Source organism: Pedobacter endophyticus, assembly GCF_015679185.1.
GTDB lineage: Bacteria > Bacteroidota > Bacteroidia > Sphingobacteriales > Sphingobacteriaceae > Pedobacter > Pedobacter endophyticus.
The window spans coordinates 406,297-430,392 of the sequence record NZ_CP064939.1 but is presented as its reverse complement, the minus strand read 5'-3'; the positions used below and the strand labels follow the sequence as shown (position 1 = coordinate 430,392).

The following is a 24,096-nucleotide window of genomic DNA, read 5'->3' as shown; positions in this document are numbered from 1 at the left end:
AATTAGATTATTATCACACAATCAGATAAAATGGAACAGACAAAAGAATCATTGCACTCCAAGTCAAGAAGAAACTTTATTAAAGCGACGGCCCTTGCAGCCGCAGGATTTATGATTGTGCCCCGCCACGTGTTAGGCAAGGGGTTTTTGGCACCCAGCGATCGGTTAATGGTTGCTGGCGTGGGCGTAGGGGGCAAGGGACAAAGCAACCTGGCCAATATTTACAAAGGCGGTAAATCGGACATTGCATTTTTGTGTGATGTTGATGATAGGAGGGCGGCCAACTCGGTAAAGAGCTTCCCAAAGGCAAAATATTACAAAGATTATCGTGTGATGCTCGAAAAAGAGCACAAAAACATCGATGGCGTGGTGGTTTCAACTCCCGATCATAACCACGCCATGATTGCCATGGCTGCGATGCAAATGGGTAAACACGTGTATGTAGAAAAGCCTTTAACGCACGACATTTACGAAGCACGTAAACTCACTGAAGCCGCTAACCGCTACCAGGTGGTAACGCAGATGGGAAACCAGGGTTCATCGGGCGATGGCGTAAGGCAGTTACAAGACTGGTGCAATGCGGGTATCATTGGCAAGGTGCACACGGTATACTGCTGGACTGATCGCCCATCGTGGCCGCAAGGCATTTTGTGGCCTTCTACCGGCGGAAATGTGCCTCCGGAACTGGATTGGGACTTATGGCTGGGTAGTGCTCCCTATAAACCGTACGTAGAAAAATTGGTTCCATTTAACTGGAGGGGCTGGTGGGATTACGGAACAGGCGCCATTGGCGATATGGGTTGTCATTTGATCGAACCACCTATCCGGGTTTTGGGATTGGACACACCGATTGATGTGCAGTGTAGCGTTGGAAGCATTTATGTAGACGAATTTAAAAGAGGCTATTTTCCTGATAGTTGTCCGCCATCGAGCCATGTCATTCTTACTTTTGAGAAAACAAAGAAGACGAAAGGCAACTTGCAGATCCATTGGATGGACGGAGGAATTAAACCTGCCCGTCCCGAAGAACTGGGCCCGAACGAAAGCTTCGGCGCCAACGGCGTGTTGTTTGAGGGAACAAAGGGAAAGATGATGTGCGACGTTTATGGTGCAAACCCACGATTATTGCCCCTATCGCGAACGAACGAGGTACATGTTAAACCAAAAATTGAACGGGTTAAGGGTGGTGTTGATGGGCATTATTGGCAATGGGCAGAGGCTGCTATTGCGGGCTATGGAAAAATTCAGCTGAGCTCGCCTTTCGAAATTGCCGGCCCGGTTACTGAAACGCTGTTAATTGCGAACCTGGCTATTCGGGGTACGGATGTGCAAAAACCTAAAGCAGACGGCAAGGGTTTTACCTACCCGGGGAGGGACATCAAGCTTTTATGGGATAAACAAAATTTACGGGTAACCAACTTCGACGAGGTAAACCAGTTTGTAAAACGCGAATACCGTGCGGGCTGGAGTCTGGGTGTTTAAAAGCTACAGGGTATTGCGCAGCTAAGTTAAATTAGCGTTTAATATAATTGATGATTATAAATTGGCTAAAACGCCTTGTACAAAAATGATAACGATATTGACCTCATGTTAAATACAAATAAAAATTTACGGGTGCTGGTTGTCGGTTGCGGCAATATGGGTGCGTCTCACGCGATGGCATATCACACTTTGCCCGGTTTTGAGATCTGTGGTCTGGTCTCAACCGGCAACAGCAAGGTGGTACTGAACCAGCGGCTTGGTGGCGGCTATACACTTTTTAACGATTACAATGAAGCACTGGAGGCCACCAAACCTGATGCGGTTTGTATTTCTACTTACCCTGATACACACGAGGAGTTTGCTGTGCAGGCATTCGAAAAAGGGTGTCATGTATTTATTGAAAAACCTTTGGCTGATACCGTTGAGGGTGCCGTTCGGGTGGCTGAGGCGGCAACGAAAGCAAATAAAAAGCTGGTGGTCGGGTATATATTGCGTTACCATCCCTCGTGGGAGAAGTTTATAGAATTATCACAACAAATGGGTAAGCCTCTGGTTATGCGCATGAACCTGAACCAGCAAAGTCAGGGTGCAAAATGGACGGTTCACCGTAATTTAATGAAAAGCTTAAGCCCGATTGTAGATTGCGCCGTACATTATATCGATGTAATGTGCCAGATGACCCGCTCGAAGCCCGTTCAGGTAAGTGCCATCGGTGCAAGGCTAACAGATGATATTCCTGCATGGAACTACAATTACGGCCAGCTGCAAATTCGGTTCGCCGATGGTTCTATTGGCTGGTACGAAGCCGGCTGGGGCCCGATGGTAAGTGATAATGCTTTTTTTATCAAGGATGTTTTTGGTCCGAAGGGAGCCGTTTCCATAGTTGCCAAAAAAGCATCACAAGCCGGTAATTCTGATGACATTGATTCGCATACCAAAACGGAATCGATTAAAATCCATCACGCAGCCTTAAACGATGACGACTGTTTCTTAAGCCCTGACGAATATTTGGATTTGCAAGATGAACCCGATCATCAGGAACTTTGTAACCGCGAACAACGTTTCTTTTTAAAGGCCATGAACGAAGATTTGGATTTAAACCAGGCAACGGAAGATGCGATAAATAGTTTGAAGATTGCGTTTGCTTGCGATGAATCGGTAAAGACGGGGCAGGTGGTTACTTTGTAACGACACCCGTCATATCCAATGCCGATTTTTCATCGGGAGAGATACCTGTCGCCACTAGGAATGACGATCGCCGCGATTGTCCGTCTGAGCGGAGTCGAAGAGCTGTTTGAGAGAAATACAAGACCCTTAACCCAAAGCCTGTTCCAAATCGGCAATTATATCATCTACATGTTCAAGCCCGACCGAAATCCGCAACAGGTTTTTTGGTGTTTTACTGTCGGGCCCTTCAACCGAATAACGGTGCTCGATTAAGCTTTCTACGCCCCCTAAACTGGTGGCCTGGGCAAACAACTTTACTTTATTTACAACTTTGCTGGTTGCTTCTGCATCGCCTTTAACTAAAAAAGACATCATGCCTCCAAAATCTTTCATTTGTTTTTTGGCAATTTCGTGTTGCGGATGAGTTTCCAAACCGGGATAAAAAACGGCTTCAACCTTTGGATGATTAACGAGGAACTGTGCAACAAGGCGACCGTTTTCGCAGTGCCCCTTCATTCGGTAAGCCAATGTTTTAATGCTTCGGCAAAGTAAATAACAATCGAACGGAGAGGGGACAGCGCCGCCGGTTTGCTGAATATTTTTAATCTTTTCCCAAAGTTCATCTTTCCTGGCAGTAACCAATATTCCACCCAAAATGTCGCTGTGGCCACCCAGGTATTTTGTGCTGCTGTGCATTACAATATCGGCGCCAAGCAGAATTGGGTTTTGCAGAATCGGTGAGGCAAAGGTGCTATCGCAGGCCAGGGTAATTTGATGTGCTTTTGCAATTTTCGCAATTTCGGCTATATCAGTGATCTTTAACAGTGGGTTCGACGGTGTTTCAATCCAAATGAGCTGCGTGTTGGGCTTAATGCTGGATTTTATCAGGTTTAAATCCGTTTGATCGACAAAGTCAAATTCAAGTATTTCATTAAAAATAGTAAGCAGCTGTTTTTTAATTCCCCAGTACATATCATCGGGCGCCAGGATATGGCTACCGGGCCGCAGTGCCTGAAAAAGACTTAACCCGCAATTATTGCCCGATGCAAAAGCCGCAGCGTCTTTACCGTACTCTAATTTAGCTACAGTGTTTTCTAAAGCAGACCGGTTTGGGTTACTTACACGGCTGTACATGTGCCCGCCCGGATAACCGCCATGTTCGTCGCGAAAAAATGTCGTCGATAAATTTATTGGGGGAGTAACATCTCCGGTGGTATTTTTTACCAGATTAGAGGCGTGAATAGCAAGGGTTTCGGGTTTCATGATGATTTATTGTTTTAATCGATTATTCGCGAGGCAATTTAATAATTCGCCGCTAATTTAAGCTTCGTAATTGTTTTGGCAAGATTTATGTAATCAGTTTCCCGAAATTAAAATTAAACTGAAATGAAAAGATTATTTATAGCTATCGCAATAGCATGCTCTACTTTAGTAATGTTACAGAGTTGTTCATCTACAAAAAATGCAACAACAGGCATTAACGGCGGCAGAGGTACCATCACCGGTACCTGGGTGTTAAACAATATAGCGCTGGAGGGATTGCCAGATCAGGCGGTACAAGGTTTATTTGGCGAAAAATCATACAAATGTTTCGAGGGCAGTACATGGAAATTAACCAACAGTGGAAACGGTTCGTACACTTTGCCTACATCCAGCGAGTGCGGATCGGTAATGCAAACCATCTTTTGGTCGGCAACACCAGCTGAAGAAACCTTTCAATTTAAGAAAATATACGAAGGCGATAAGGCGAAGAACGTAACTGAGGGTTACCGTTTGGTATTGACTCAACTTTCAAAGGGGAGTATGGTAATGAAATCGCCAATAGAATTCGGCGGAAAAACAGCTAATATTGTGTTAACTTTTTCTCCCGCTGCAAACTAATTATTATGGTCGTATCAACGATACTTTGTCAGGCTGAGCGGAGTCGAAGCCCAATTTACCGGCCTTTCGACTCCGCTCAAGGTGACCATCGGCGTGACATGAATGTTTGACATAACACTAGCAAAAAGATAAAAAAAGCACTTCTGAAAAGAGGTGTTTTTTTTGTTAATGACCAATGAACCAATGAACCAATGACCAATTACCAATGACCAATTAGCAGTTAGCAATTGAGTCATCCGATGAATATATGCGATATGCCGATATTCATCGGATGACTTTGATGAACCCATGACTAATGAACCAATGACCAATAGCAATAAGTCATCCGATGAATATATGCGATATGCCGATATTCATCGGATGACTTTAATGAACCAATGACTAATGAACCAAGTGTCATCCTGAGCGGAGTCGAAGGATAATGAACCAATAAACCTTTTCCTTGTTTGTTACAAGAAAATGATTTTCTAATCCGCTCAATATCGTATTTTTGTAGAAAATAATCAGGAATGAATACAACTGAGCAAGTTGAAAAAATATTAGCTGATACCTCATTATCAACTGAACTACAAAGCATAGCACAAAAAGTCCTCCGAAAAGAAAGAATTACATTTGATGAGGGCGTTTATCTTTACGAGCACGCAGAACTCGGCTACCTTGGGGTTCTCGCCAATTTCATCCGCGAAGAAAAACATGGCGATAAAACTTATTTCAATCGCAACTTCCATTTAGAGCCCACCAACCTTTGCGTTTACGACTGTAAATTTTGCTCTTATTCTCGACTAATCAAGCAAAAAGAAGAAGGTTGGGCATTAACGATGGATCAAATGCTCGACATTGTTAAAAAGTATGATAACGAGCCGGTGACGGAAGTTCATATTGTAGGCGGCGTGTTGCCTCAATACGATATGTCCTTTTATTCGGCACTTTTTACCGCAATAAAGACACATCGCCCAGAGTTGCATGTAAAAGCATTAACGCCGGTTGAATATCACTACATATTTAAAAAGGCGAAAGTAGATTACGCCACGGGTATGAAGCTAATGAAAGAGGCAGGCTTACAATCGATGCCGGGTGGAGGTGCTGAAATTTTCCACGCTGAGATTCGCGATCAGATTGCCAAAGACAAATGTACAGGTGAACAATGGCTGGCCATACACGAGGAATGGCATAAGCTGGGCATGAGAAGTAACGCTACCATGCTTTATGGGCATATCGAAAAGTTTTGGCACCGTGTTGATCACATGGAGAAACTCCGTAAGCTGCAAGATAGAACCGGTGGTTTTCAAACATTTATCCCGCTTAAGTTCAGAAATCAGCACAACCAGATGAGCAATGTTCCTGAATCGTCTGTAGTAGAGGATTTAAGAAATTACGCCATTGCCCGCATTTATCTCGATAACTTCGACCACATCAAAGCCTATTGGGCAATGATTAGTCGCGAAACAGCCCAGCTCTCACTAAATTACGGTGTCGACGATATAGACGGTACTTTGGATGATACTACAAAAATTTATTCGATGGCTGGTGCAGAGGAGCAAACCCCGGCGATGAGCACCCGCGAACTGGTGAACCTGATTAAGCAAGTGGGCAGGAAAGCGATAGAAAGAGATACGTTGTACAATGTGGTTACCGACTTCGAAAATGTTGTTTTTGAGGAAGAACAAAAGCCACAATATTATAAGCTACCGGTAGTGAATTAATTGTTGAATGACGGAATGAGAGATTGAGTGAATGAATGAAAGAATGACAGATTGAGTGAATGTTTACATGATGCTCTTCCGTTTGATATGCCTTCATTCAATAATTCAAAACTCACTCATTCAAAATTTACTCATTCAATATTCACTCATTCAATATTCACTCATTCAAAACTCACTAATTAAAAATTCACTCATTCTTAATATGAAGCAAATTTATATCATCCGCCACGGCGAAACGGAACTTAACAGACAGGGCATAGTACAAGGTAGAGGTATAAATTCTGATTTAAATGATACTGGCAGGGCACAGGCGGAGGCGTTTTATCAAAAATACAAAGATGTCGGTTTCGATAAAATTTATACGTCTGACTTAAAGCGAACCTGGCAAACCGTTCAAAAGTTTATCGACTCTGGGTTGCCCTGGGAAAAGGTTTCTGGACTGGATGAATTAGCCTGGGGTGTTTGGGAGGGAAAACCGAATACCGAAGAATCGAGAGAAGCTTTTCGGCAAATGCTTGAGGCCTGGCAAAACGGCGATTACCGTGCTCATTTTGAAGGTGGAGAGAGCGTTCAGGATGTATACGATCGCTTGAAAGAACCGATGAATTTGCTGGCAAACAGACCAGAAGAAGAAACGGTGCTTCTGTGTATGCATGGAAGGGCAATGCGGGTTTTTCTATGTCTGCTGCTCGGCATGCCGCTAAAACAAATGACCGAATTCCCGCACCAGAACACGGTACTGTACAAAATGGGCTTCGAAAATGGTGAGTTTTCTGTTCTCGAATTTAATAGTGCCATTCATTTAGATGGTTTAATAATTGGCTAACGTGAATGTAGTACTGATGAACGAATTACCTGTTTCTGGTTAGCAGCATTTTTGTTAAGATACCCCCAAATTAAATACTCATTGCCAGTCGCTTGCAGATTCTTCCTCCAGCCAGAATGACAAATAATTGAAATAAAATAACACCTTGAATAAAATAAAAATATCGGCTGTTGCCTACACCAACACCAAAGCTTTTATATACGGAATAGCACATTCCGACATCATCAATAAAATCGATTTAAGCTTAGACATTCCGACGGATTGCGCAGCTAAAGTAATTAACGGTCAGGCAGATATAGGTTTGATGCCCGTGGCGGCTATTCCATTGGTGCCCAATGCAAACATCATTGCCGACTACTGCATCGGTAGTGATGGCGCCGTAAACTCGGTGTTCATTTTTAGCGATGTTCCTGTAAACGAAATCAGAACGCTGCGCTTGGATTCTCATTCCCGCACCTCGAATAACTTGGCCAAGGTGCTGCTTAAATTCTTTTGGAAGCAGGAAGTGGAATTTACCACTGATGTGAGTGCAAAAACCGACGCCATCGTTTTGATCGGCGACCGAACATTTGGTAAAAAGAATGATTACCCATTTGCCTATGATATGGGCGAGGAATGGAAAAACTTTACCGGGCTGCCGTTTATGTATGCTGCCTGGGTAGCCAATAAAGAGATTTCGCAAGCATTTAAAAACGAATTTAATGCCGCATTAAAATTTGGCCTCGATCACAGAAAAGAAGTTCTTAAGAGCCTGCCTCAGACCGAAAATTTCGATTTGGAAGACTACTTGTACAACAAACTGCAGTTTGAGGTTACGGATGACAGAAGGAAGGCGCTAAAACTATTTTTGGAATATATTGATCAGCTTTAGTTAGACTTTTTACGAAATCTAATCTTAACTTAGTCTAAAATCTATTCGCCAGCATGTTCGATGAACTGAAAATTATACCTGTTGAATTGCTCGAAGCGTATTGCTCGCAGGTTGATAATGACCTGGATCAAAAGTTCGATAAGTTAAAAGATGCAGAGATTTCGACGGAATCGTTTGACTTTTATACCTCTGTGTCCTCGGTTTATTCAAGTAAAATTGAGGGTGAGGATATTGACTTGGATTCTTACATCAAGCATAAGCGGTTTGGAATAGAGTTTTTACCCGATTACACCAAAAAAATCGACGATTTATATTTTGCTTACGATTTTGCAAAGAACAACCCATTAAATGCAGAAAATGTTGTTAAGGCACACGAACTACTGAGCAGGCATATTGTGGCCAAAAATTATCAGGGAAAGCTGAGAAATAGCAATATGTATGTTTCTACACCTAATGGTAGGATTGAATACGTGGCGGTTTCGCCGTTTAATCTTCGAGCAGAAATGGAGAAGCTTAATCATGATTTAGCCATCTTATTATCTGTAACGCTGAATATTAAAGAGGTTTTCTTTTTTGCGGCGATAATTCATCTGGTTTTTGTGAAAATCCATCCGTTTAATGATGGAAACGGTCGCACGGGTAGACTACTGGAGAAATGGTTTTTAGCTCAAAAGTTGGGAGATAAATCTTGGTTTTTACAGTCCGAAAAGATGTACTATCAAAACCATCAAGAGTACTATGAAAATTTGAGAGTTTTAGGGCTCGAATATGAAGAGCTCGATTATTCCAAAGCATTGCCTTTTTTAGTCATGTTGCCGCAGTCCTTCTGATAAAAAAATTGGTCCGATTGAGTTTTGCTATTACCTATAACGAAGAGAAGTCAAGTTTTTAAAACTTGACTTCTCTATATTGTGCTCTAAATCAACTGTTTAGTGACTTTTCATTTTTCCGGCTATGGTTTCCATTGCGCTTTTCAGTTTAGTTAAGGCGCCGGCTATCGCTAAATCATAATTGGCTCCAAAACTGGTTACCGCCACTGGCTCTTTTCCGGCAACTCTTGCTTCAAGCAAACAGCGCTTATCCTCCAGGCCTTCTTTGCTGCCATTTTCATCAGATAGGTGTACTTCCAAACGCATAATTAAATCGCTAAAACGGTTTAAGGCATCTTTGATCTGATTTTGGATCTTATCGTCGTATTCCTGATGGATTGTTAAGTTTTTGTCGGTATTCAATTGAATCGTCATAGTAATTATATTAGGTTAAGTATTTATAAATTAAACACACAATATAATAAAACGTTTGGAAAAAGAGCGCATTTAATCGCAAGTGGCACATGGTGAACCGTTTGATGGTGATAGAGAAACTCTTCGGATTTGATACACTGTATTCGAGGATTTCTCCCCAAAGGAGCTCCTGCGGAGCGATACGGTCGAAATGAAGATCGGTTCCGGGTCCGAATCGTTATCCCGTAGGCCCTGGTAATTGGTGCTTGGATTTGGTAATTCGATTAAACGCTAACAATCTTTCAACTTTTCAACAAAACAGCAATAGAACGCTTAATCGTGTTATCTTTATAGCTTTTGCAAATTAATTTCAGTTTTGGCTAAAAACACGAATAAAGAAACCCCGTTAATGCAGCAGTACAATGCCATAAAGGCAAAGTATCCGGGTGCACTTTTACTTTTTAGGGTTGGCGATTTTTACGAAACCTTTGGCGAAGATGCCATTAAAACCGCTCAGATTCTGGGCATCGTGTTAACCCGTCGCGGCACTGGCCCTAATGGCGGCGCCTTAGAGCTGGCTGGCTTTCCACATCATTCCCTCGATAATTACCTTTCAAAATTAGTTAGGGCTGGACAGCGCGTCGCGATTTGCGATCAATTAGAAGATCCAAAGGCCACAAAAACCATTGTAAAACGTGGCGTAACCGAATTAGTAACACCCGGCGTGGCCTATGGCGATAATATTGTACATCAAAAATCGAACAATTACCTCGCGTCGGTTTTCTTTGATAAAGCGCTTATCGGCGTTTCCTTTCTTGATATCTCAACCGGCGAATTTTTAATCGCTCAGGGAAACAGCGATTATATTGATAAGCTTTTGCAGGGGTTTAAACCCACGGAAGTCATTTTTCAAAAATCGAAACGGCAGGTTTTTTCCGAGCATTTTGGCGATCGGTTTTATACTTTTGGTTTAGATGAGTGGCCTTACACTTCAGATTATGCCGAAGAAACCCTCACCAAGCATTTCGATGTAACGTCGTTAAAAGGATTTGGAATTGAGCGCCTGCAAAGTGGAATTGTAGCTGCTGGCGTTGTTTTACATTATTTGGGCGAAACCGAACACCGCAATTTACAGCACATTACCTCCATTAGCCGGATAGAGGAAGACCGTTTCATGTGGTTAGATCGGTTTACCATCCGCAATCTTGAGCTGGTAAACTCTCCAAACGATAATGCAGTTACCTTGTTCGATATTTTAGACCACACCTGCACGCCAATGGGGGCAAGACTGCTTCAAAAGTGGATTATTATGCCGCTTAAAGAACTCAAGCCCATTCAGGAAAGGCTCGGCATGGTCGATTTTTTTGTTAAAAATAAAGCGCTTGCCGATGAGTTTCTGGCCAACATTAAACAAATAGGCGATTTAGAGCGGCTCATATCGAAAGTGGGATTACAACGTGTAGGTCCGAGGGAATTGGTCGCTTTAAAAAGAGCCTTAACCCATATTGAAGCCGTTAAAAAACTCGCTGCCGATTCTAAGAATCCGTTCCTGATTAAAATTGCCGATCAGTTGAACCCCTGTTTACCTATTCGCGAAAGAATAGAACGCGAAGTTCAGCCCGATCCTCCGGCGGTATTAATGAAGGGTAATGTGATCAACGACGGAATTGACGCCGATTTAGACCGCTTACGCAAAATTGCTTTTGGAGGCAAGGATTTTTTGGTTCAAATTCAAAAACGCGAATCGGAGGCCACAGGTATTCCATCGCTCAAAATCTCCTTCAACAACGTTTTTGGGTATTATTTGGAGGTCACCCACACGCATAAAGATAAAGTTCCAGAAGGCTGGATTCGGAAGCAGACACTGGTTAATGCAGAGCGGTACATTACGCCTGAGCTTAAAGAATACGAAGAGCAGATTTTGGGCGCTGAGGAAAAGATTCAGGCAATCGAAATTCGGCTTTACAATGAGCTGATGTACGAAACGGCAAGTTATATTAAGCCAATTCAGCTCGATTCGTTCTTGATTGCGCAACTCGATTGCCTGTTGTGCTTTGCGCAGCTCGCCGAAAAAAACCATTATGTTTTGCCCAGAGTGAATAAAGATAAGGCAATTGATATTAAAGGCGGACGGCATCCGGTTATCGAAAAGCAGTTACCCGTGGGCGAAGAGTACATTACAAACGATGTGTATCTCGATGCCGATTCCCAGCAGATTATTATGATTACCGGGCCGAACATGGCCGGTAAATCGGCAATTTTGAGGCAAACTGCCCTGATTGTCCTTATGGCCCAAATGGGAAGCTTCGTGCCTGCCAAGACCGCCGATATCGGTTTGGTTGATAAAATCTTTACCCGTGTTGGTGCGTCAGACAATATTTCATCGGGCGAAAGTACCTTTATGGTGGAAATGAACGAGACGGCCAGCATCCTGAACAACATATCAGATAACAGTTTGATCTTGTTGGATGAGATTGGCCGCGGTACCAGTACTTACGATGGCATTTCCATTGCCTGGGCCATAGCAGAATTTTTGCACCAGCACCCGACATCGCGGCCGAAAACACTTTTTGCAACGCACTATCACGAGTTGAACGAATTGGCCAATACCATGCCGCGGATTAAGAATTTTAACGTTTCTGTTAAAGAAATGACGAATAAAGTGATCTTTTTGCGGAAACTCGTTCCCGGTGGCAGCGAGCATAGCTTCGGAATCCATGTGGCAAAAATGGCCGGCATGCCGCCGAAACTGATTGGCAGAGCAAATGAGATTCTGAAAAAACTGGAGATCGACCGGACAGAGGGGCAAAGCATTAAAGACAGTATAAAAAAAGTTCAAAACCAGGCTTACCAATTGCAGATGTTTGCCATTGACGATCCGGTGCTGGTGAAAATCAGAGACACGCTGAACAATTTAGACGTTAATGCGCTAACACCGGTTGAAGCGCTGTTGAAATTGGATGAAATACAACGATTGATCAAAAACTAGAAAACGCTAAAAGGTTTCGGGTTTAAGATGAAGGTTTTAAACGCTAAACTTAACACGAGAAGAAGATGAAACGAACGTTAAACCCTGTACTTTACACCTCAAGCCTTATCGTCATCATGCTATTCGTTGCTTCTTGCGGAACACGAAAATATACCGTTAAAGGCAATACAAATGCATCAAAAGCCGCAGATGCGATGGCAAACCTGAAGAGCAAACCGCTTTATAAATTCATTACCGATTGGACGGGCGTTAAATATCGCTTCGGTGGTCTCGATAAAAACGGCATCGATTGCTCTGGATTTGCTTATCTGCTTGAAAAGGAAATTTACGGTGTTACCCTGCCTCGGATTTCCCGCGATCAGGCCAATTTTGCCAGGAAAAAAAATTACGGCGCCTTGCAAGAAGGAGATCTTGTATTTTTTTCATTCGGCGGAAATGACGTAGATCATGTTGGCGTTTATCTCAATAATGGCTTCTTTGTGCACGCAAGCACAACCCGGGGCGTCATTGTCGATGATTTGAATTTACCCGCCTATCAAAACGTGTTGGTTAAATCGGGTTCGGTAAATTGACCGATTTGCCCAAAATCGGCTCCCCGTCATTTCGAACGAAGCGCTCCATAGGAGTCCTACGGAGGAGAAATCTTTGTAAAAATATTTAATTGATCACCCTCAAGAAAGTTCGGGACTGCGGCTCCATCCAGATCCGATAGCAATCTCATAAAAGCCAAAACTAAACCCTTTAAGTCTTCGTTATAAAACTATGCGTGTATTTGTTATAATCTGCTTATCTTTAATTACTTATTCTGTTAATGCACAGGTAAAACTGCTTAAGCTCGACGATTTGAATCAGCGCATTGCAAATGGGAAAGACACCACTTACGTAATTAACTTTTGGGCCACGTGGTGTAGTCCATGTGTTGCAGAGCTACCACATTTTGAGAAGTTGCGTGCCGAAAACATCAAAAAACCCGTTAAGGTGCTATTGGTGAGTTTAGATTTTAAATCGAAGTTACAAAAACAGGTCGTTCCGTTCGTTTCAGCAAATAAAATTAAGGCGGAAGTTTTTCTTTTAGATGAGCCAGATCAGCAACAATACATTGAGCGGATAGATAAAAAGTGGTCTGGCGCAATACCGGCAACCCTGTTCGTAAATAAGCAAGTGCGGCGTTTTTACGAGAAAGAGTTTACCGAAACAGAATTGAAAAATACCTTGTTCAACTTAAAATAACACGATTATGAAAAATTTATTTCTAACAGGTTTGCTGTTGATCTCGACCTTGGCATTTGGTCAAACCACAGGTTATCAGGTAGGAGATGTAGTTAAAGATTTTGCACTTAAAAATATCGACAGCAAAACAGTTTCGCTGGCCGATTACAAAGATGCAAAAGGCTACATCGTTGTATTTACCTGCAACACCTGTCCCGTGGCAAAAGGTTACCAAGATCGGGTGGCCGCCCTAAACGCTGCTTTTGCCATTAAAGGCTATCCCGTGGTGGCCATAAACCCAAATGACGCCGGAGCCGCACCCGATGAAAGCTACGAGAAGATGCAGGTTTTGGCGAAAGAAAAAAGTTTTAACTACCCATACCTGTTCGATCCCAATCAAGTAGTTACAAAGCAGTTCGGTGCATTAAAAACACCGCATGTTTTTGTATTAAGCAAAACAGCTAACGGAACCACGGTGGAGTATATCGGCGCTATAGATAACGACCCCGAAGGTGGCAACGCTACCAAAGTAAACTATGTAGAAAACGCAATTGACGCTTTAAATTCTGGTAAAAAGCCCGCGGTAACCGCAACAAAGGCCGTTGGCTGCAGTATAAAATGGCAAAGGGGATAATTTCTTATCCCCTTTGAAAACTTGATATTTCAATTTGCATCAACAACTTGTGCCAATGTTATGTAATGATAGAACGTCATGATGAATGTCACCCTGAGCGAAGTCGAAGGGCAAATGAGTGCGGCTCTAGCTACACTTCAACTGCATCAAAATTGGTCGATGTGGCCAGGGTTTTCCAAGCGACCATGTCTTTTTGTACATCAGCAATTTTTGCATCTGCAACTTGATAAGCATCCGGGCCCAAAAATAAATGTAGCGGAGCGCTGTCACTTTCTGCCGCGGCAATCATTACATCGGCGGCTTTTGCCGGATCGCCCGGTTGTTGGTTATTGATATCGTGCTGGTGGGCAGCCTGTGTATCGCGTACCGATTGATAAGCATCGATAGGATGTTGGGGAACCGCAAGCGAACCAGAAGTTAAAAAGTCAGTTCTAAAATAACCTGGCTCAACAACAGTTGCTTTAATGCCGAACGATTGAACCTCGGCAGCAAGCGATTCGGTAAAGCCGGCAACAGCGAACTTAGTAGCGCAATAGATGCCAAAACCAGGGAAGTTTCCGGAGAAACCGCCGATAGACGAGATATTGAAAACATGTCCCGACTGTTGCTTTCTCATTTGCGGCAGCGCTTTTCTGATTACATTTAGCGAACCGAAAACATTCACGTCGAAATTTGCACGCGATTCCGCATCGGTTAATTCTTCAAGCGCACCAATCATTCCGTAGCCGGCGTTGTTCACCACTACATCTAGTTTCCCAAATTTCGTAATCGTTTGCCCAATTGCCTCTTCAACACTGTTCTCATCCATCAAGTTTACCGCTAAAGGCAGAAAGTTGTCCATTTCGCCAACTGCAGTCGATAAGTCGTTTAAGTTTCTTGAAGTTGCCGCTACCTGATAACCTTTGCTCAATAATTTTTTTACCAATGTTAGTCCGAGGCCTTTAGATGCACCCGTAACAAACCATACTTTTTTGTTTTCCATGATATATATTTTTTTGCTTAATCGTAATTGATCGTGTTTTAATTAGCTGTTTTGACGTTGATCAGCCTTAAGCCAACCGTCGCCAGTTTAAAAATCTGTTGAAATGGTTATTGCTTTCCAGTCTTGAAATTCTTTTGTAAGCGCCTCTGTTTTCGTGGTTGCTCTTTGCAACGCATCCTTTCCAAGCAGCAAATGAATAGGTGGATTTGGCATGCTTACCAGCGAAATCATTGCCGCAGCAGCCTTTTCTGGGTCGCCTGCTTGTGCGCCGTTCATTTTTAAATACCGCTCATGTACCGCTCTAACATCTTCGTAATCAGCTATCGGATTGCTCGCCAGCACAAGCGACTCTTCGGTGAGAAAACTCGTTCTAAAGGCTCCCGGTGCAACAGCCGTAACCTTAATACCAAAAGCCTTTAAATCTTCAGCTAAAACCTCCGACATGGCAATTACCGCTGCTTTGGTTGCAGCATAAATCGCCCAGCCTGTGGCGCCAACAATACCAGCAATAGAAGCGATGTTGATGATGTGGCCCGACCGTTGCGCCCTTAATTGCGGACTGGCTTTTCGGATGACGTTCAAAGTTCCAAACACGTTGATGTCGAAACTGTTTCTTGTTTCCGTATCCGTTAATTCTTCAATGCTTCCACCAATTCCATACCCGGCGTTATTAATCACCACGTCGATGCGGCCAAACCTGGCCACCGTTGCATCGATAGCGGTTGCTACGCTCTGTTCGTCGCCAAGATTTACTGCCAGGGGGAGGAATTTTTCTGATTGCGAAGCCACGGCGGCAACTAACTCGTCAACATTTCTTGACGTAGCAGCTACCGACTGACCTGCTTTTAATAGCTGGTTGACTAAACTTAGGCCTAAACCCTTTGATGCACCAGTTACAAACCAAACTTTTTTAAGTCCCATAATTTTATCCTTTTTGTTAAGACAAAATTAAGGCGATTGCGAAGTTCGGGCATTACGTGAATCAAACTGATGATTACGAAAATCAAACAATTCGGTACGCGGTGGGCGTATGGTTGGTTAATTTCTTAAAGAAGTTGTTAAAATGCGTTGGTTCCTCAAAGCCCAAACAGTACCCAATTTCCGAAATGTTCCAGTCGGTATGTTTAAGCAGGGCTTTCGCTTCGGTAAGCAAGCGTTCGGTAATATAGTGTGTTGTCGTTTTGCCGGTTGTTTCTTTAATCGCCCGGTTAAGGTGGTTTACGTGTACCGAAAGCTGTTCGGCGTAATCCTTTGCCGAGCGCATGGTAAATCGCTGCGATGTTGTTTCAATCGGGAACTGGCGTTCAAGCAGCTCGGTAAATACCGAGGTAATTCGGGTGTTGGCATTGGTATGCTTAAATAAAACCTCCGAAGGTTGGGTTTTCAGAGCGAAGTGCGTTATTTCTGTAATGTAATTTCGCAACAAATCATATTTGTAAACGTAATCGGCATCGATTTCTTCAAGCATCTTATCGAAAACCGACACCACGTAGGCATCTTGCTTGGCATCCAATATATAGGCCGGGTTCCCACCTGGAGCAAACATTGGTAGGTCCCCAATATTTCCGCGAATCTTTTCCTTGAAAAAAGCCTCGGTAAATATGCAAAAGAAACCTGTTACCTCGCTTTTTGTTCCACTGGCCAGTTCCCAGGTGTAGGGAACAAACGGATTAAAAAAAATAAGTGCTGTGCCATTTACCTCAATGCTTTTATCGGCATAATGGTAAACGTTATGCCCGCGGATGAGCGAAATTTTATAGAAATCTCTCCGGTTGTAGCTCATTTGCTTGCGGTCATCACGCAAACAATCTTCCAGGCGGAAAACGTTAAAGTGGCCGACGCCATTTTGAAGGTTCTCTGGTAAAAAGCTAAACTTGTTTTGGTAAAACTCTTCTAAGGTTTCAATCGTACTCATAACTCAAAGTTACAAAATTCAAACGAATATCAAATATCCCGACGTCACCCGTAATACAATCCGATTTTCAATCCCAAGAGACATAAGAACCGCATAACCTTGGCGCCTTGCCTGGTTAAAAACGACACTGGCGTGATAAAATAATTTTGTGCAATATACCAATCGGTATATATTTGCAGTGTCGAAACCAGTAAAAATGACCAAGGCAGAGAAGACCAAAAATTTAATTATAGAAAAGACAGCACCTATCTTCAATAGGAAAGGTTATGCCGGAACTTCGCTAAACGACATTACGGCTGCAACTGGTTTAACAAAGGGCAGCATATATGGTAATTTTGCCAATAAGGACGAAGTTGCACTTGCTGCGTTCGACTTCAACCTGAAGAGCAATCTTTCTAAGATTGAGGCGGAAATGAACTGTCAAACCACCACCAAAGGCAAACTGTTGGCTTATATCGACGTTTATCAAGGGCTTATCGGCTCAATATCTAATGGCGGCTGCCCGATATTGAATACGGCTACCGATGCCGACGATACGCATCCAGCCTTGAGGAAAAAAGCACTGCAGGCGGTTTTGTCCTGGAAAAAAAACATCATAAATTTAGTAAACGAGGGAATTTCGCAAAACGAGATCAAGGAGGGAAGCGACCCTGAGCAAATTGCGCTAACAATGATCGCGATGATTGAGGGCGGAATAATGATTGCCCGCTTAACAAACAAATTGTCTAACTGGAATTCAATTATGGACTCGTTAAAAAAATACATCAATACATTAAGCTAAAAATTTTTAAACTAAAATATACCGATTGGTATAAAAAATCGAAAAAATGAAAACATCAAACAACACCGTATTAATTGTTGGCGGTACAGCGGGCATTGGTCTCGAAATCGTTAAGCAACTTGTGGCATTAAATAACTACGTTATTGTTACCGGACGAGATAAGCAACGCCTGGAAACTGCTTTGGCAGGATTGCAAAATGTTACGCCGATTGCGTTCGACGTAAGTAAAGAATCGGACGTAACTGCACTTGTGAAACGGATTGAAGTTGACTTTCCGCAGCTAAACATGGTTATTAACAACGCCGGGCGTGCCTTTGTCTATCACTTAGCAGATGAAGCGGAAGATGCTTTTGGTAACGCCGCAGAAGAAATGATGACCAATTATCTTGCTATCATCAGATTGAACCAGAAGCTCATGCCCATCCTCAGAGCGCAAAACGAATCGGCCATTGTAAATGTATCGTCAGTAGTTGCTTTTGTTCCGGGAATCAATTTACCTACCTATGCGGCGAGTAAGGCCGCTTTACATTCCTATACTACATCGTTAAGGCTGAGTTTAGAAGAAACATCGGTTAAGGTCTTCGAGCTGATGCCACCATTGGTTGATACAGCCTTCTCGAAAGAAATTGGCGGTCATAATGGAATTAAGCCTGCTGTTGTTGCCGACGAGTTTATTGCTGCATTGGCCAAAAATGAGTTTGAAATTAGGGTTGGCGATACCGAAAAAATTTACCAGTTGTTTCGCAAGGCACCTGCAGAAGCGCTGAGCTTAATCAACGGAACCAGAAACGTACAATAAGAACCTAGATCGCGTTGCGAAGCATTATGGCTAGGAAATTTTGCCTTTACATGGCAATTTTAACAACTGGAATGCCCACCTTTGCGGCCAAAAGATTAACAGGCGAGAATGTCGCACGAAAACATAAAACTAATAAAATGAAACGAGTAGTTGTAACTGGTTTGGGCGCTATTACGCCGCTGGGAAACACAGTAGAAACCTTTTGGGGAAATATTTTGGCTGGAAAAAGCGGCGTCGGGCCGATTACGAAATTTGATACGAGCAAGTTTAAGACACATTTCGCGGCTGAAGTAAAGGATTTTCACCCTGAATCTTTCCTCGATAAAAAAGAGGCCAGAAAGTACGATACATTTACCCAATATGCCATTGCGTCGACCGATCAGGCGATTAAAGATGCAGGCTTAGACTTTACCACCATGAACGACGATGAATTGGCGGAGGTAGGCGTGATCTGGGCAACGGGCAATGGAGGCATCTCTACGTTTGAACAGCAGCTGGCCGAATTTCATCAAGGTGATGGAACGCCCAGGTTCAGTCCGTTCTTTATCCCTAAAATGATTGTCGATATCGCCGCAGGGGCCATCAGTATTCGCCATAAACTTCGCGGGCCCAATTATTGTACCGTTTCCGCTTGCGCATCATCCAATACGGCAATTATTAATGCATTCGATACCATCAGGCTGGGAAAGGCCAACGTAATGATCGCCGGTGGCTCAGAAGCTGCAATAACCGAAGCCTCAGTCGGCGGCTTTAGCGCCGCACAGGCGTTGTCCAAAAGGAACGACAGCCCCGAAACGGCATCGAGACCGTTCGATGAAACGCGTGATGGCTTCGTAATGGGCGAAGGAGCGGGTGCGCTAATTTTAGAAGAATTGGAACATGCCCAAAGCCGTGGTGCGCATATTTATGCCGAAATTGTAGGTGGCGGTATGGCTGCCGATGCGTATCACCTCACCGGAACTCCGCCTGATGGTATTGGCGCAACGCTCGGCATGAAAAAGGCGCTAAGCGACGCCAACATTTCGCCCGATAAAATCGATTACATTAACGCCCATGCAACCTCTACAGGTTTAGGCGATTTGAGCGAGTTAAATGCCATTAAAACGGTGTTTAATGAGCTTCCCGTAGTAATTGGTGCATCCAAATCAATGACGGGCCATTTATTGGGTGCGGCAGGTGCCGTTGAAAGTTTGATCAGCATCCTGGCCATACGAGATGGGATAGTGCCGCCAACAATAAACACCGAAAAGCTCGATGAAAATATTCCAAAGGGCCTCAACATTGTGTTATCCAAACCGATTAAGAAAGAAATCAATTACGTGCTTAACAATACTTTCGGTTTTGGCGGACACGTGGCCAGCACTATTTTTAAAAAATTTGAAGGCTAGCTTACTTGTCCATCAGTAAGTTAACAAGTTCTTTTAGTTCTTCTACCTCTTTTTCGAGGTTTGCAATGCGATTTTCCAACTCTTCACTGGGTTGGAAAATTGTTGTTTGCGGGGTGCTTGTTTCTGCTTCCTGGCTTTCTATATAATCGCCCAGCAAATGGACAAACCGAGCTTCTTTTTGCCCCGTTCGTTTCGGTAGCTGTTTCACAAATGGAGGTGTTTCATTTGCCAGTTGCTGCAGTTGCTCAACCACTTCTTCTATGCTCTCAAATTCGTAAAGCCGGCCCGAGTTGCTATTGATCTCGCCGGGTGTAAGCGGTCCCCGTAAAAGCAACAAACAAATAACTGATAGGGCAGAGGGCACAAGCGGATAAACAACCCCAAGGTTATGTTTATATTTAATTACTCTACTCGAACCGCCTGTAGCAGTTGAAATTAAACCTTTTATCTTCAGCGAATTTAAGGTAAGTGTTACTGTTTCCTCGTCGTAATTAACTACCGGACTGCGAGCGCTTTTTTGGTTACAGGCAGCTGTTAAACTGTTCAAGGTCATCGGGTAATAATCTGGAGTGGTGCGGCTCTTTTCAATCAACGAGCCTAACACGCGTTGCTCCTCTGCTGATAAATTGGGTAGTGGTTTGATGGCTTCCATTCGATAAAAATAGAAATTGGCTTAACATTTTCGAAATTAATTTGCTATTACCTGCGGTTGGAGGTTCAGAATATAAACTTTGGGGGATTTAGATTACATATGCAGATGATTTGCATATAGCGCATCGCCCTACCGCGTGGTTGACCCAAAAGCAAGCTGTTCTACAGGCGGTTTTCCTGGTCGATACAAACCTTTCACAATATTTATTTCTTGACTTTAGCTGTTTTTCATTTTTAAAGTGATGTCTCCAACATTATAACTGTATACTGAGGCAGGTAAAAAAGAAAATGATAGGTTATCTACTGTTTTTATTCCGAATTGATCGATGGAGGTTACCAAAGCCTTGTCAAATGAATTGGCCTTGCAAAACTGGACCAAGCTCCTCAATTCGTGAGGTTTGTCAAAGTAACGATTGCTCCATTTGATCTCTACACCCCACACGGGCTTATATTTCTTATCGTCAACCAAAACCAAATCCACTTCACCTTCATTTTTACCATCCTTCCACCGTGCGTAAGTTAAATCTAACTTTTCGCGGTGCATCCATTGCGATAGCACTGCGGTTTCTATCAAATTACCCATTTCACTGTCAGTTTCCGAAATAGGCGAAAACAATGCAGTTCTTAACGATGGGTTAGTTAAATACACCTTAAAACTGGTAACTCTTTTTAGGCGTTTGGCATTTACATCGACTTTATTCAGCACTTTTATTAAAAAAGCAGCCTCTAAATATTCCAGATATTTTTTGAGCGTATCTTTCTGTATTCCGCTCTCTCTACTCATGGTTTCATACGAAAATTCGTTGCCAGTATTATAAGCAATGTATGTAAAAAAGCGATTCAATTCCTGTACATCTTTAATTCCGTACAAGCTGGGTAAATCACGCAACAACACTTTGTCCACAATGTCGTTCTTAACGTATCTACCCATGTCACTTTGAATCTTTTCAGACAAAACTACTTCTGGGTATCCCCCGAAATTTAAATAATGAACAAACTCTTTATTGAGTGCTTTTACATCATGAGTTAAACAATATGGTATTTCTTTTTCTCCATAGGTGATACTACCGTCGTAAATAAGGTGATCCATGTTTTTAAGATGGATGTATTCCTGAAAGGTGAGTGGGGGGAGCATAAAATCGGTGAACCTTCCTGCACCGCTTTCAGTGCTATGCCATTTTAATGCTGCCGCAGCCGAACCCGACACCACAAATTTAGTTTCGGGGAATGAGTCTACCAATATTTTTAGATGCCTTTCCCAATCTTTCAGATATTGAATCTCATCGAAGAAAACGTAACAGCCATTTAAATTAGTTTGATTAAGTGATTGATTGCAAAGGCTTAAAATGTCTTCTAAACTAAGGTGGATATAGATCGGGTTGTCTATGCCAATAAAAAAGATCTTTTTCGGATCTACATTTTCAGCAATCAGTTGCCCTATACTATGAAAAAGCATCACCGTTTTGCCCACACGTCGTGGCCCCATAAGTACAACTGCCCTGTGTACCTCTCTTTCGATTACATTTGGATAAAAAATGTTAAAGTATAAGCGTCTTGACATGGCACTGTACAATTGTGGTATTTGCTTATTTAGCCACCACGGGTTTTCATACCGCAATCGTTCGATAATCTTCTCTCTCGGAATAAGGTTTAAACTGGTCATCATTTCGCTTATTTGATACAAATATGGTAAAATAAGCCGATTGAAACATGCTTATTTGGTACAAATATGTCGAAATAAGCTTTTTTTTGACTTTTTTTGCGCTTATTTTCAAGGGAAAAACTGGTCAGTAACTACCGATCACAGTATTTGAGCGAACCGGTTCTACTATTCTAAAACAATAAAACGGCAGAAGAATCAACATGATCATCGAAGCAAGTTAACTACATTATTGTTACTCGATAGAATTGTTCTGAATTATAAAATCAAGTGTTTTTAAGGTTTAGAATAGCGAACTTTAAAATCAAGATTACCTCAAAACCTATTTTTATGCAATCATCTGATAAGGAATCAAATCGTGGCGATACGCGGCGTGACTTTTTAAAGAAGAGCTCCGTAATTACTGCCATTGCGCTTACCCCTGCGGCGGCAGTAAAAGCGGCCGAAAACCAGGCCGACGAACGTTTTGCCGAGCTTTTTGAAAAGATTCCGCTAAATATTACCGTAAATAACAAGGCTTACAGTACATCGGTAGAGCCGCGGGTTACACTATTAGATTATTTACGCGAAGAACTCCATTTAACCGGAACCAAAAAAGGTTGCGACCATGGCCAGTGTGGCGCTTGTACGCTACATGCCGATGGAGAACGGATTAATTCGTGCCTCAGTTTGGCAGTAATGAACGAAGGAAAAAAGATTACCACCATTGAGGGTTTGGCCAGCGGAGCGGAACTACACCCCATGCAGGCTGCATTTATTAAACACGATGGCTTTCAATGTGGTTATTGCACACCCGGGCAAATTATGTCGGCAGTTGCCTGCGTAAACGAGGGGCATACCGGTTCGAGAGCAGAAATTGCCGAATATATGAGCGGAAATATCTGTAGATGTGGTGCTTATCCTAATATAGTTGATGCGATTATTGAAGTTTCGAAAGGAGGCGCAAAGGTATGATCAACTTCCAATATCTCCGAACAACGTCCGCCAAATCGGCACTGGCCTTGTTGCAAAAAGATAAAAATGCAAAGTTTATTGCTGGCGGCACAAACCTGATCGACTTAATGAAAAGGGGCGTTACCTCGCCCGAGAAATTAATAGATATTAACCATGTTCCCTTACGTCAGATTGAACTTGTGGGCCACAACATTATTATTGGCGCACTGGCCTCTAATACCAACGTTGCAGAAAACAAATTGATTAAGGAGAAACTTCCGCTGCTCGCGATGGCCTTAAACGCCGGGGCATCAGCGCAGTTGCGTAATGTGGCCACCGTTGGCGGCAATATGATGCAGCGCACCCGTTGTGGTTATTTTTACGATACAGAAATGCCATGTAATAAGCGTGAGCCGGGTTCTGGGTGTGGTGCCATTGGTGGCTTTAACCGAATGCATGCCATTTTTGGAACATCCGATAAATGTATTGCCGTTCATCCGAGCGATATGTGTGTGGCACTGACAGCGCTGGATGCTGTAGTGGTAATTGCGAACGCCAAAGGAGAACGCAAGCTTCTATTTAAAGATTTTCATCGCTTACCCGGCGATACACCCCAGTTAGACAACAACTTAAAGGCTGATGAAATGATTATCCGGTTAGAAATCCCGGCCAATAATCTTGCGGCTCATTCCCATTATCTTAAAGTGCGAGATCGGGCATCGTACGCCTTTGCGCTGGTATCGGTAGCCGCGGCGGTTGAAATTAGCGATAACAAAATTAAAGATGTTCGTTTGGCGATGGGCGGAGTTGCACACAAACCCTGGCGGCTAACGGCATCAGAGGACTTTTTAAAAGGCAAGGAAGCCAATGCCCAAAATTTTGAGCAAGCTGCATCATTAGCCATGAGTGGAGCAAAAGGCTTCGGCGAAAACGATTTTAAGCTCGCAATGTCTCCAAATTCAATTATTGAGGCCCTAAACCTCGCAACTGCTAAAGTGTAAC

The 24,096-nt window shown here is 43.0% G+C and carries 24 protein-coding genes; 17 read left to right on the top strand and 7 right to left on the bottom strand.

Translation table 11 applies throughout. From position 1 onward, the window contains the following. Nucleotides 1-30 precede the first annotated feature (30 nt). Nucleotides 31-1,482, top strand: a complete 1,452-nt coding sequence (locus IZT61_RS01865) for a Gfo/Idh/MocA family protein (protein WP_196099514.1) — start codon at nucleotides 31-33, stop codon at nucleotides 1,480-1,482. A 105-nt stretch (nucleotides 1,483-1,587) separates the two neighbouring features. Then, complete coding sequence (locus IZT61_RS01860; RefSeq protein ID WP_196099513.1) at nucleotides 1,588-2,670, top strand: Gfo/Idh/MocA family protein; 1,083 nt, start codon at nucleotides 1,588-1,590, stop codon at nucleotides 2,668-2,670. 126 nt (nucleotides 2,671-2,796) lie between these two features. Here IZT61_RS01860 and IZT61_RS01855 read toward each other — a convergent pair whose 3' ends face one another. After that, complete coding sequence (locus IZT61_RS01855) at nucleotides 2,797-3,912, bottom strand: trans-sulfuration enzyme family protein (protein WP_196099512.1); 1,116 nt, start codon at nucleotides 3,910-3,912, stop codon at nucleotides 2,797-2,799. A gap of 123 nt (nucleotides 3,913-4,035) precedes the next feature. Here IZT61_RS01855 and IZT61_RS01850 point away from each other — a divergent pair, with 123 nt between their 5' ends. The 6 genes from IZT61_RS01850 to IZT61_RS01825 all read left to right on the top strand — a co-directional run bounded on the left by IZT61_RS01850 (nucleotide 4,036) and on the right by IZT61_RS01825 (nucleotide 8,760). Beyond that, entirely contained in the window at nucleotides 4,036-4,530 is a 495-nt protein-coding gene (locus tag IZT61_RS01850; RefSeq protein ID WP_230383813.1) for a lipocalin family protein, read from the top strand. A gap of 509 nt (nucleotides 4,531-5,039) precedes the next feature. Continuing rightward, nucleotides 5,040-6,233 (top strand): aminofutalosine synthase MqnE, encoded by a 1,194-nt coding sequence (mqnE, locus tag IZT61_RS01845; RefSeq protein ID WP_196099511.1) that lies wholly within the window; start codon nucleotides 5,040-5,042, stop codon nucleotides 6,231-6,233. 87 nt (nucleotides 6,234-6,320) lie between these two features. Then, nucleotides 6,321-6,416 (top strand): pentapeptide repeat-containing protein, encoded by a 96-nt coding sequence (locus IZT61_RS22535; protein ID WP_394370732.1) that lies wholly within the window; start codon nucleotides 6,321-6,323, stop codon nucleotides 6,414-6,416. A gap of 19 nt (nucleotides 6,417-6,435) precedes the next feature. Next, nucleotides 6,436-7,059, top strand: a complete 624-nt coding sequence (locus IZT61_RS01835; RefSeq protein WP_196099509.1) for a histidine phosphatase family protein — start codon at nucleotides 6,436-6,438, stop codon at nucleotides 7,057-7,059. A gap of 145 nt (nucleotides 7,060-7,204) precedes the next feature. Next, a complete protein-coding gene (locus IZT61_RS01830) occupies nucleotides 7,205-7,930 on the top strand; it encodes a menaquinone biosynthetic enzyme MqnA/MqnD family protein (protein ID WP_196099508.1) in 726 nt (241 codons plus the stop codon). A gap of 53 nt (nucleotides 7,931-7,983) precedes the next feature. Then, on the top strand, nucleotides 7,984-8,760 hold the full coding sequence (locus IZT61_RS01825; protein ID WP_196099507.1) for a Fic family protein: 777 nt from the start codon (nucleotides 7,984-7,986) through the stop codon (nucleotides 8,758-8,760). A 99-nt stretch (nucleotides 8,761-8,859) separates the two neighbouring features. Here the strand turns inward: IZT61_RS01825 and IZT61_RS01820 are convergent, their stop codons facing one another. Beyond that, nucleotides 8,860-9,174, bottom strand: coding sequence for an HPF/RaiA family ribosome-associated protein (locus IZT61_RS01820; protein WP_196099506.1), 315 nt, complete (start codon nucleotides 9,172-9,174; stop codon nucleotides 8,860-8,862). Nucleotides 9,175-9,529: 355 nt separating this feature from the next. Between IZT61_RS01820 and mutS the strand changes: the two genes are divergently transcribed. The 4 genes from mutS to IZT61_RS01800 all read left to right on the top strand — a co-directional run bounded on the left by mutS (nucleotide 9,530) and on the right by IZT61_RS01800 (nucleotide 13,985). After that, a complete protein-coding gene (gene mutS / locus IZT61_RS01815) occupies nucleotides 9,530-12,142 on the top strand; it encodes a DNA mismatch repair protein MutS (RefSeq protein ID WP_230383812.1) in 2,613 nt (870 codons plus the stop codon). A 65-nt stretch (nucleotides 12,143-12,207) separates the two neighbouring features. Further along, nucleotides 12,208-12,714 carry a C40 family peptidase gene (locus tag IZT61_RS01810; protein ID WP_196099505.1) on the top strand — a complete coding sequence of 169 codons (507 nt, stop codon included), beginning with the start codon at nucleotides 12,208-12,210 and terminating at the stop codon, nucleotides 12,712-12,714. A 190-nt stretch (nucleotides 12,715-12,904) separates the two neighbouring features. Then, nucleotides 12,905-13,372 carry a TlpA disulfide reductase family protein gene (locus IZT61_RS01805; RefSeq protein WP_196099504.1) on the top strand — a complete coding sequence of 156 codons (468 nt, stop codon included), beginning with the start codon at nucleotides 12,905-12,907 and terminating at the stop codon, nucleotides 13,370-13,372. Between the two features lie 7 nt (nucleotides 13,373-13,379). Next, on the top strand, nucleotides 13,380-13,985 hold the full coding sequence (locus IZT61_RS01800) for a thioredoxin family protein (protein ID WP_196099503.1): 606 nt from the start codon (nucleotides 13,380-13,382) through the stop codon (nucleotides 13,983-13,985). A gap of 130 nt (nucleotides 13,986-14,115) precedes the next feature. Here the strand turns inward: IZT61_RS01800 and IZT61_RS01795 are convergent, their stop codons facing one another. The 3 genes from IZT61_RS01795 to IZT61_RS01785 form a co-directional block, all read right to left on the bottom strand. Further along, the gene (locus IZT61_RS01795) at nucleotides 14,116-14,967 is read right to left on the bottom strand and encodes an SDR family NAD(P)-dependent oxidoreductase (protein WP_196099502.1); all 852 of its coding nucleotides are present in this window, start codon (nucleotides 14,965-14,967) and stop codon (nucleotides 14,116-14,118) included. 87 nt (nucleotides 14,968-15,054) lie between these two features. Continuing rightward, nucleotides 15,055-15,888 (bottom strand): SDR family NAD(P)-dependent oxidoreductase, encoded by an 834-nt coding sequence (locus IZT61_RS01790; RefSeq protein WP_196099501.1) that lies wholly within the window; start codon nucleotides 15,886-15,888, stop codon nucleotides 15,055-15,057. Nucleotides 15,889-15,970: 82 nt separating this feature from the next. Beyond that, nucleotides 15,971-16,882 (bottom strand): helix-turn-helix domain-containing protein, encoded by a 912-nt coding sequence (locus tag IZT61_RS01785; RefSeq protein ID WP_196099500.1) that lies wholly within the window; start codon nucleotides 16,880-16,882, stop codon nucleotides 15,971-15,973. Nucleotides 16,883-17,060: 178 nt separating this feature from the next. On the opposite strand from IZT61_RS01785, the gene IZT61_RS01780 reads away from it, so the two are divergent. The 3 genes from IZT61_RS01780 to fabF all read left to right on the top strand — a co-directional run bounded on the left by IZT61_RS01780 (nucleotide 17,061) and on the right by fabF (nucleotide 19,850). Then, the gene (locus IZT61_RS01780) at nucleotides 17,061-17,663 is read left to right on the top strand and encodes a TetR/AcrR family transcriptional regulator (RefSeq protein WP_230383811.1); all 603 of its coding nucleotides are present in this window, start codon (nucleotides 17,061-17,063) and stop codon (nucleotides 17,661-17,663) included. A gap of 46 nt (nucleotides 17,664-17,709) precedes the next feature. After that, nucleotides 17,710-18,462: an SDR family oxidoreductase gene (locus IZT61_RS01775; RefSeq protein ID WP_196099499.1), complete on the top strand. Its 753-nt coding sequence runs from the start codon at nucleotides 17,710-17,712 to the stop codon at nucleotides 18,460-18,462. 137 nt (nucleotides 18,463-18,599) lie between these two features. Then, a complete protein-coding gene (fabF, locus tag IZT61_RS01770; protein ID WP_196099498.1) occupies nucleotides 18,600-19,850 on the top strand; it encodes a beta-ketoacyl-ACP synthase II in 1,251 nt (416 codons plus the stop codon). A 1-nt stretch (nucleotide 19,851) separates the two neighbouring features. Here the strand turns inward: fabF and IZT61_RS01765 are convergent, their stop codons facing one another. Beyond that, nucleotides 19,852-20,502: a YceH family protein gene (locus tag IZT61_RS01765; RefSeq protein WP_196099497.1), complete on the bottom strand. Its 651-nt coding sequence runs from the start codon at nucleotides 20,500-20,502 to the stop codon at nucleotides 19,852-19,854. A gap of 216 nt (nucleotides 20,503-20,718) precedes the next feature. Continuing rightward, nucleotides 20,719-22,167 (bottom strand): ATP-binding protein, encoded by a 1,449-nt coding sequence (locus tag IZT61_RS01760; protein WP_230383810.1) that lies wholly within the window; start codon nucleotides 22,165-22,167, stop codon nucleotides 20,719-20,721. 324 nt (nucleotides 22,168-22,491) lie between these two features. On the opposite strand from IZT61_RS01760, the gene IZT61_RS01755 reads away from it, so the two are divergent. Further along, nucleotides 22,492-23,115 (top strand): (2Fe-2S)-binding protein, encoded by a 624-nt coding sequence (locus IZT61_RS01755; RefSeq protein ID WP_196099496.1) that lies wholly within the window; start codon nucleotides 22,492-22,494, stop codon nucleotides 23,113-23,115. Then, entirely contained in the window at nucleotides 23,112-24,095 is a 984-nt protein-coding gene (locus tag IZT61_RS01750; protein ID WP_196099495.1) for an FAD binding domain-containing protein, read from the top strand. The genes IZT61_RS01755 and IZT61_RS01750 overlap by 4 nt, the downstream gene beginning before the upstream one ends. Nucleotide 24,096: the final 1 nt, after the last annotated feature.

What these genes read in the sequence shown, in the direction of transcription:
- IZT61_RS01865 (WP_196099514.1), top strand. Translation starts at nt 31, where the DNA reads ATGGAACAGACAAAAGAATCATTGCACTCCAAGTCAAGAAGAAACTTT.
- IZT61_RS01860 (WP_196099513.1), top strand. Translation starts at nt 1,588, where the DNA reads ATGTTAAATACAAATAAAAATTTACGGGTGCTGGTTGTCGGTTGCGGC.
- IZT61_RS01855 (WP_196099512.1), bottom strand. Translation starts at nt 3,912, where the DNA reads ATGAAACCCGAAACCCTTGCTATTCACGCCTCTAATCTGGTAAAAAAT.
- IZT61_RS01850 (WP_230383813.1), top strand. Translation starts at nt 4,036, where the DNA reads ATGAAAAGATTATTTATAGCTATCGCAATAGCATGCTCTACTTTAGTA.
- mqnE (WP_196099511.1), top strand. Translation starts at nt 5,040, where the DNA reads ATGAATACAACTGAGCAAGTTGAAAAAATATTAGCTGATACCTCATTA.
- IZT61_RS22535 (WP_394370732.1), top strand. Translation starts at nt 6,321, where the DNA reads ATGCCTTCATTCAATAATTCAAAACTCACTCATTCAAAATTTACTCAT.
- IZT61_RS01835 (WP_196099509.1), top strand. Translation starts at nt 6,436, where the DNA reads ATGAAGCAAATTTATATCATCCGCCACGGCGAAACGGAACTTAACAGA.
- IZT61_RS01825 (WP_196099507.1), top strand. Translation starts at nt 7,984, where the DNA reads ATGTTCGATGAACTGAAAATTATACCTGTTGAATTGCTCGAAGCGTAT.
- IZT61_RS01820 (WP_196099506.1), bottom strand. Translation starts at nt 9,174, where the DNA reads ATGACGATTCAATTGAATACCGACAAAAACTTAACAATCCATCAGGAA.
- IZT61_RS01810 (WP_196099505.1), top strand. Translation starts at nt 12,208, where the DNA reads ATGAAACGAACGTTAAACCCTGTACTTTACACCTCAAGCCTTATCGTC.
- IZT61_RS01805 (WP_196099504.1), top strand. Translation starts at nt 12,905, where the DNA reads ATGCGTGTATTTGTTATAATCTGCTTATCTTTAATTACTTATTCTGTT.
- IZT61_RS01800 (WP_196099503.1), top strand. Translation starts at nt 13,380, where the DNA reads ATGAAAAATTTATTTCTAACAGGTTTGCTGTTGATCTCGACCTTGGCA.
- IZT61_RS01795 (WP_196099502.1), bottom strand. Translation starts at nt 14,967, where the DNA reads ATGGAAAACAAAAAAGTATGGTTTGTTACGGGTGCATCTAAAGGCCTC.
- IZT61_RS01790 (WP_196099501.1), bottom strand. Translation starts at nt 15,888, where the DNA reads ATGGGACTTAAAAAAGTTTGGTTTGTAACTGGTGCATCAAAGGGTTTA.
- IZT61_RS01785 (WP_196099500.1), bottom strand. Translation starts at nt 16,882, where the DNA reads ATGAGTACGATTGAAACCTTAGAAGAGTTTTACCAAAACAAGTTTAGC.
- IZT61_RS01775 (WP_196099499.1), top strand. Translation starts at nt 17,710, where the DNA reads ATGAAAACATCAAACAACACCGTATTAATTGTTGGCGGTACAGCGGGC.
- fabF (WP_196099498.1), top strand. Translation starts at nt 18,600, where the DNA reads ATGAAACGAGTAGTTGTAACTGGTTTGGGCGCTATTACGCCGCTGGGA.
- IZT61_RS01765 (WP_196099497.1), bottom strand. Translation starts at nt 20,502, where the DNA reads ATGGAAGCCATCAAACCACTACCCAATTTATCAGCAGAGGAGCAACGC.
- IZT61_RS01760 (WP_230383810.1), bottom strand. Translation starts at nt 22,167, where the DNA reads ATGATGACCAGTTTAAACCTTATTCCGAGAGAGAAGATTATCGAACGA.
- IZT61_RS01755 (WP_196099496.1), top strand. Translation starts at nt 22,492, where the DNA reads ATGCAATCATCTGATAAGGAATCAAATCGTGGCGATACGCGGCGTGAC.
- IZT61_RS01750 (WP_196099495.1), top strand. Translation starts at nt 23,112, where the DNA reads ATGATCAACTTCCAATATCTCCGAACAACGTCCGCCAAATCGGCACTG.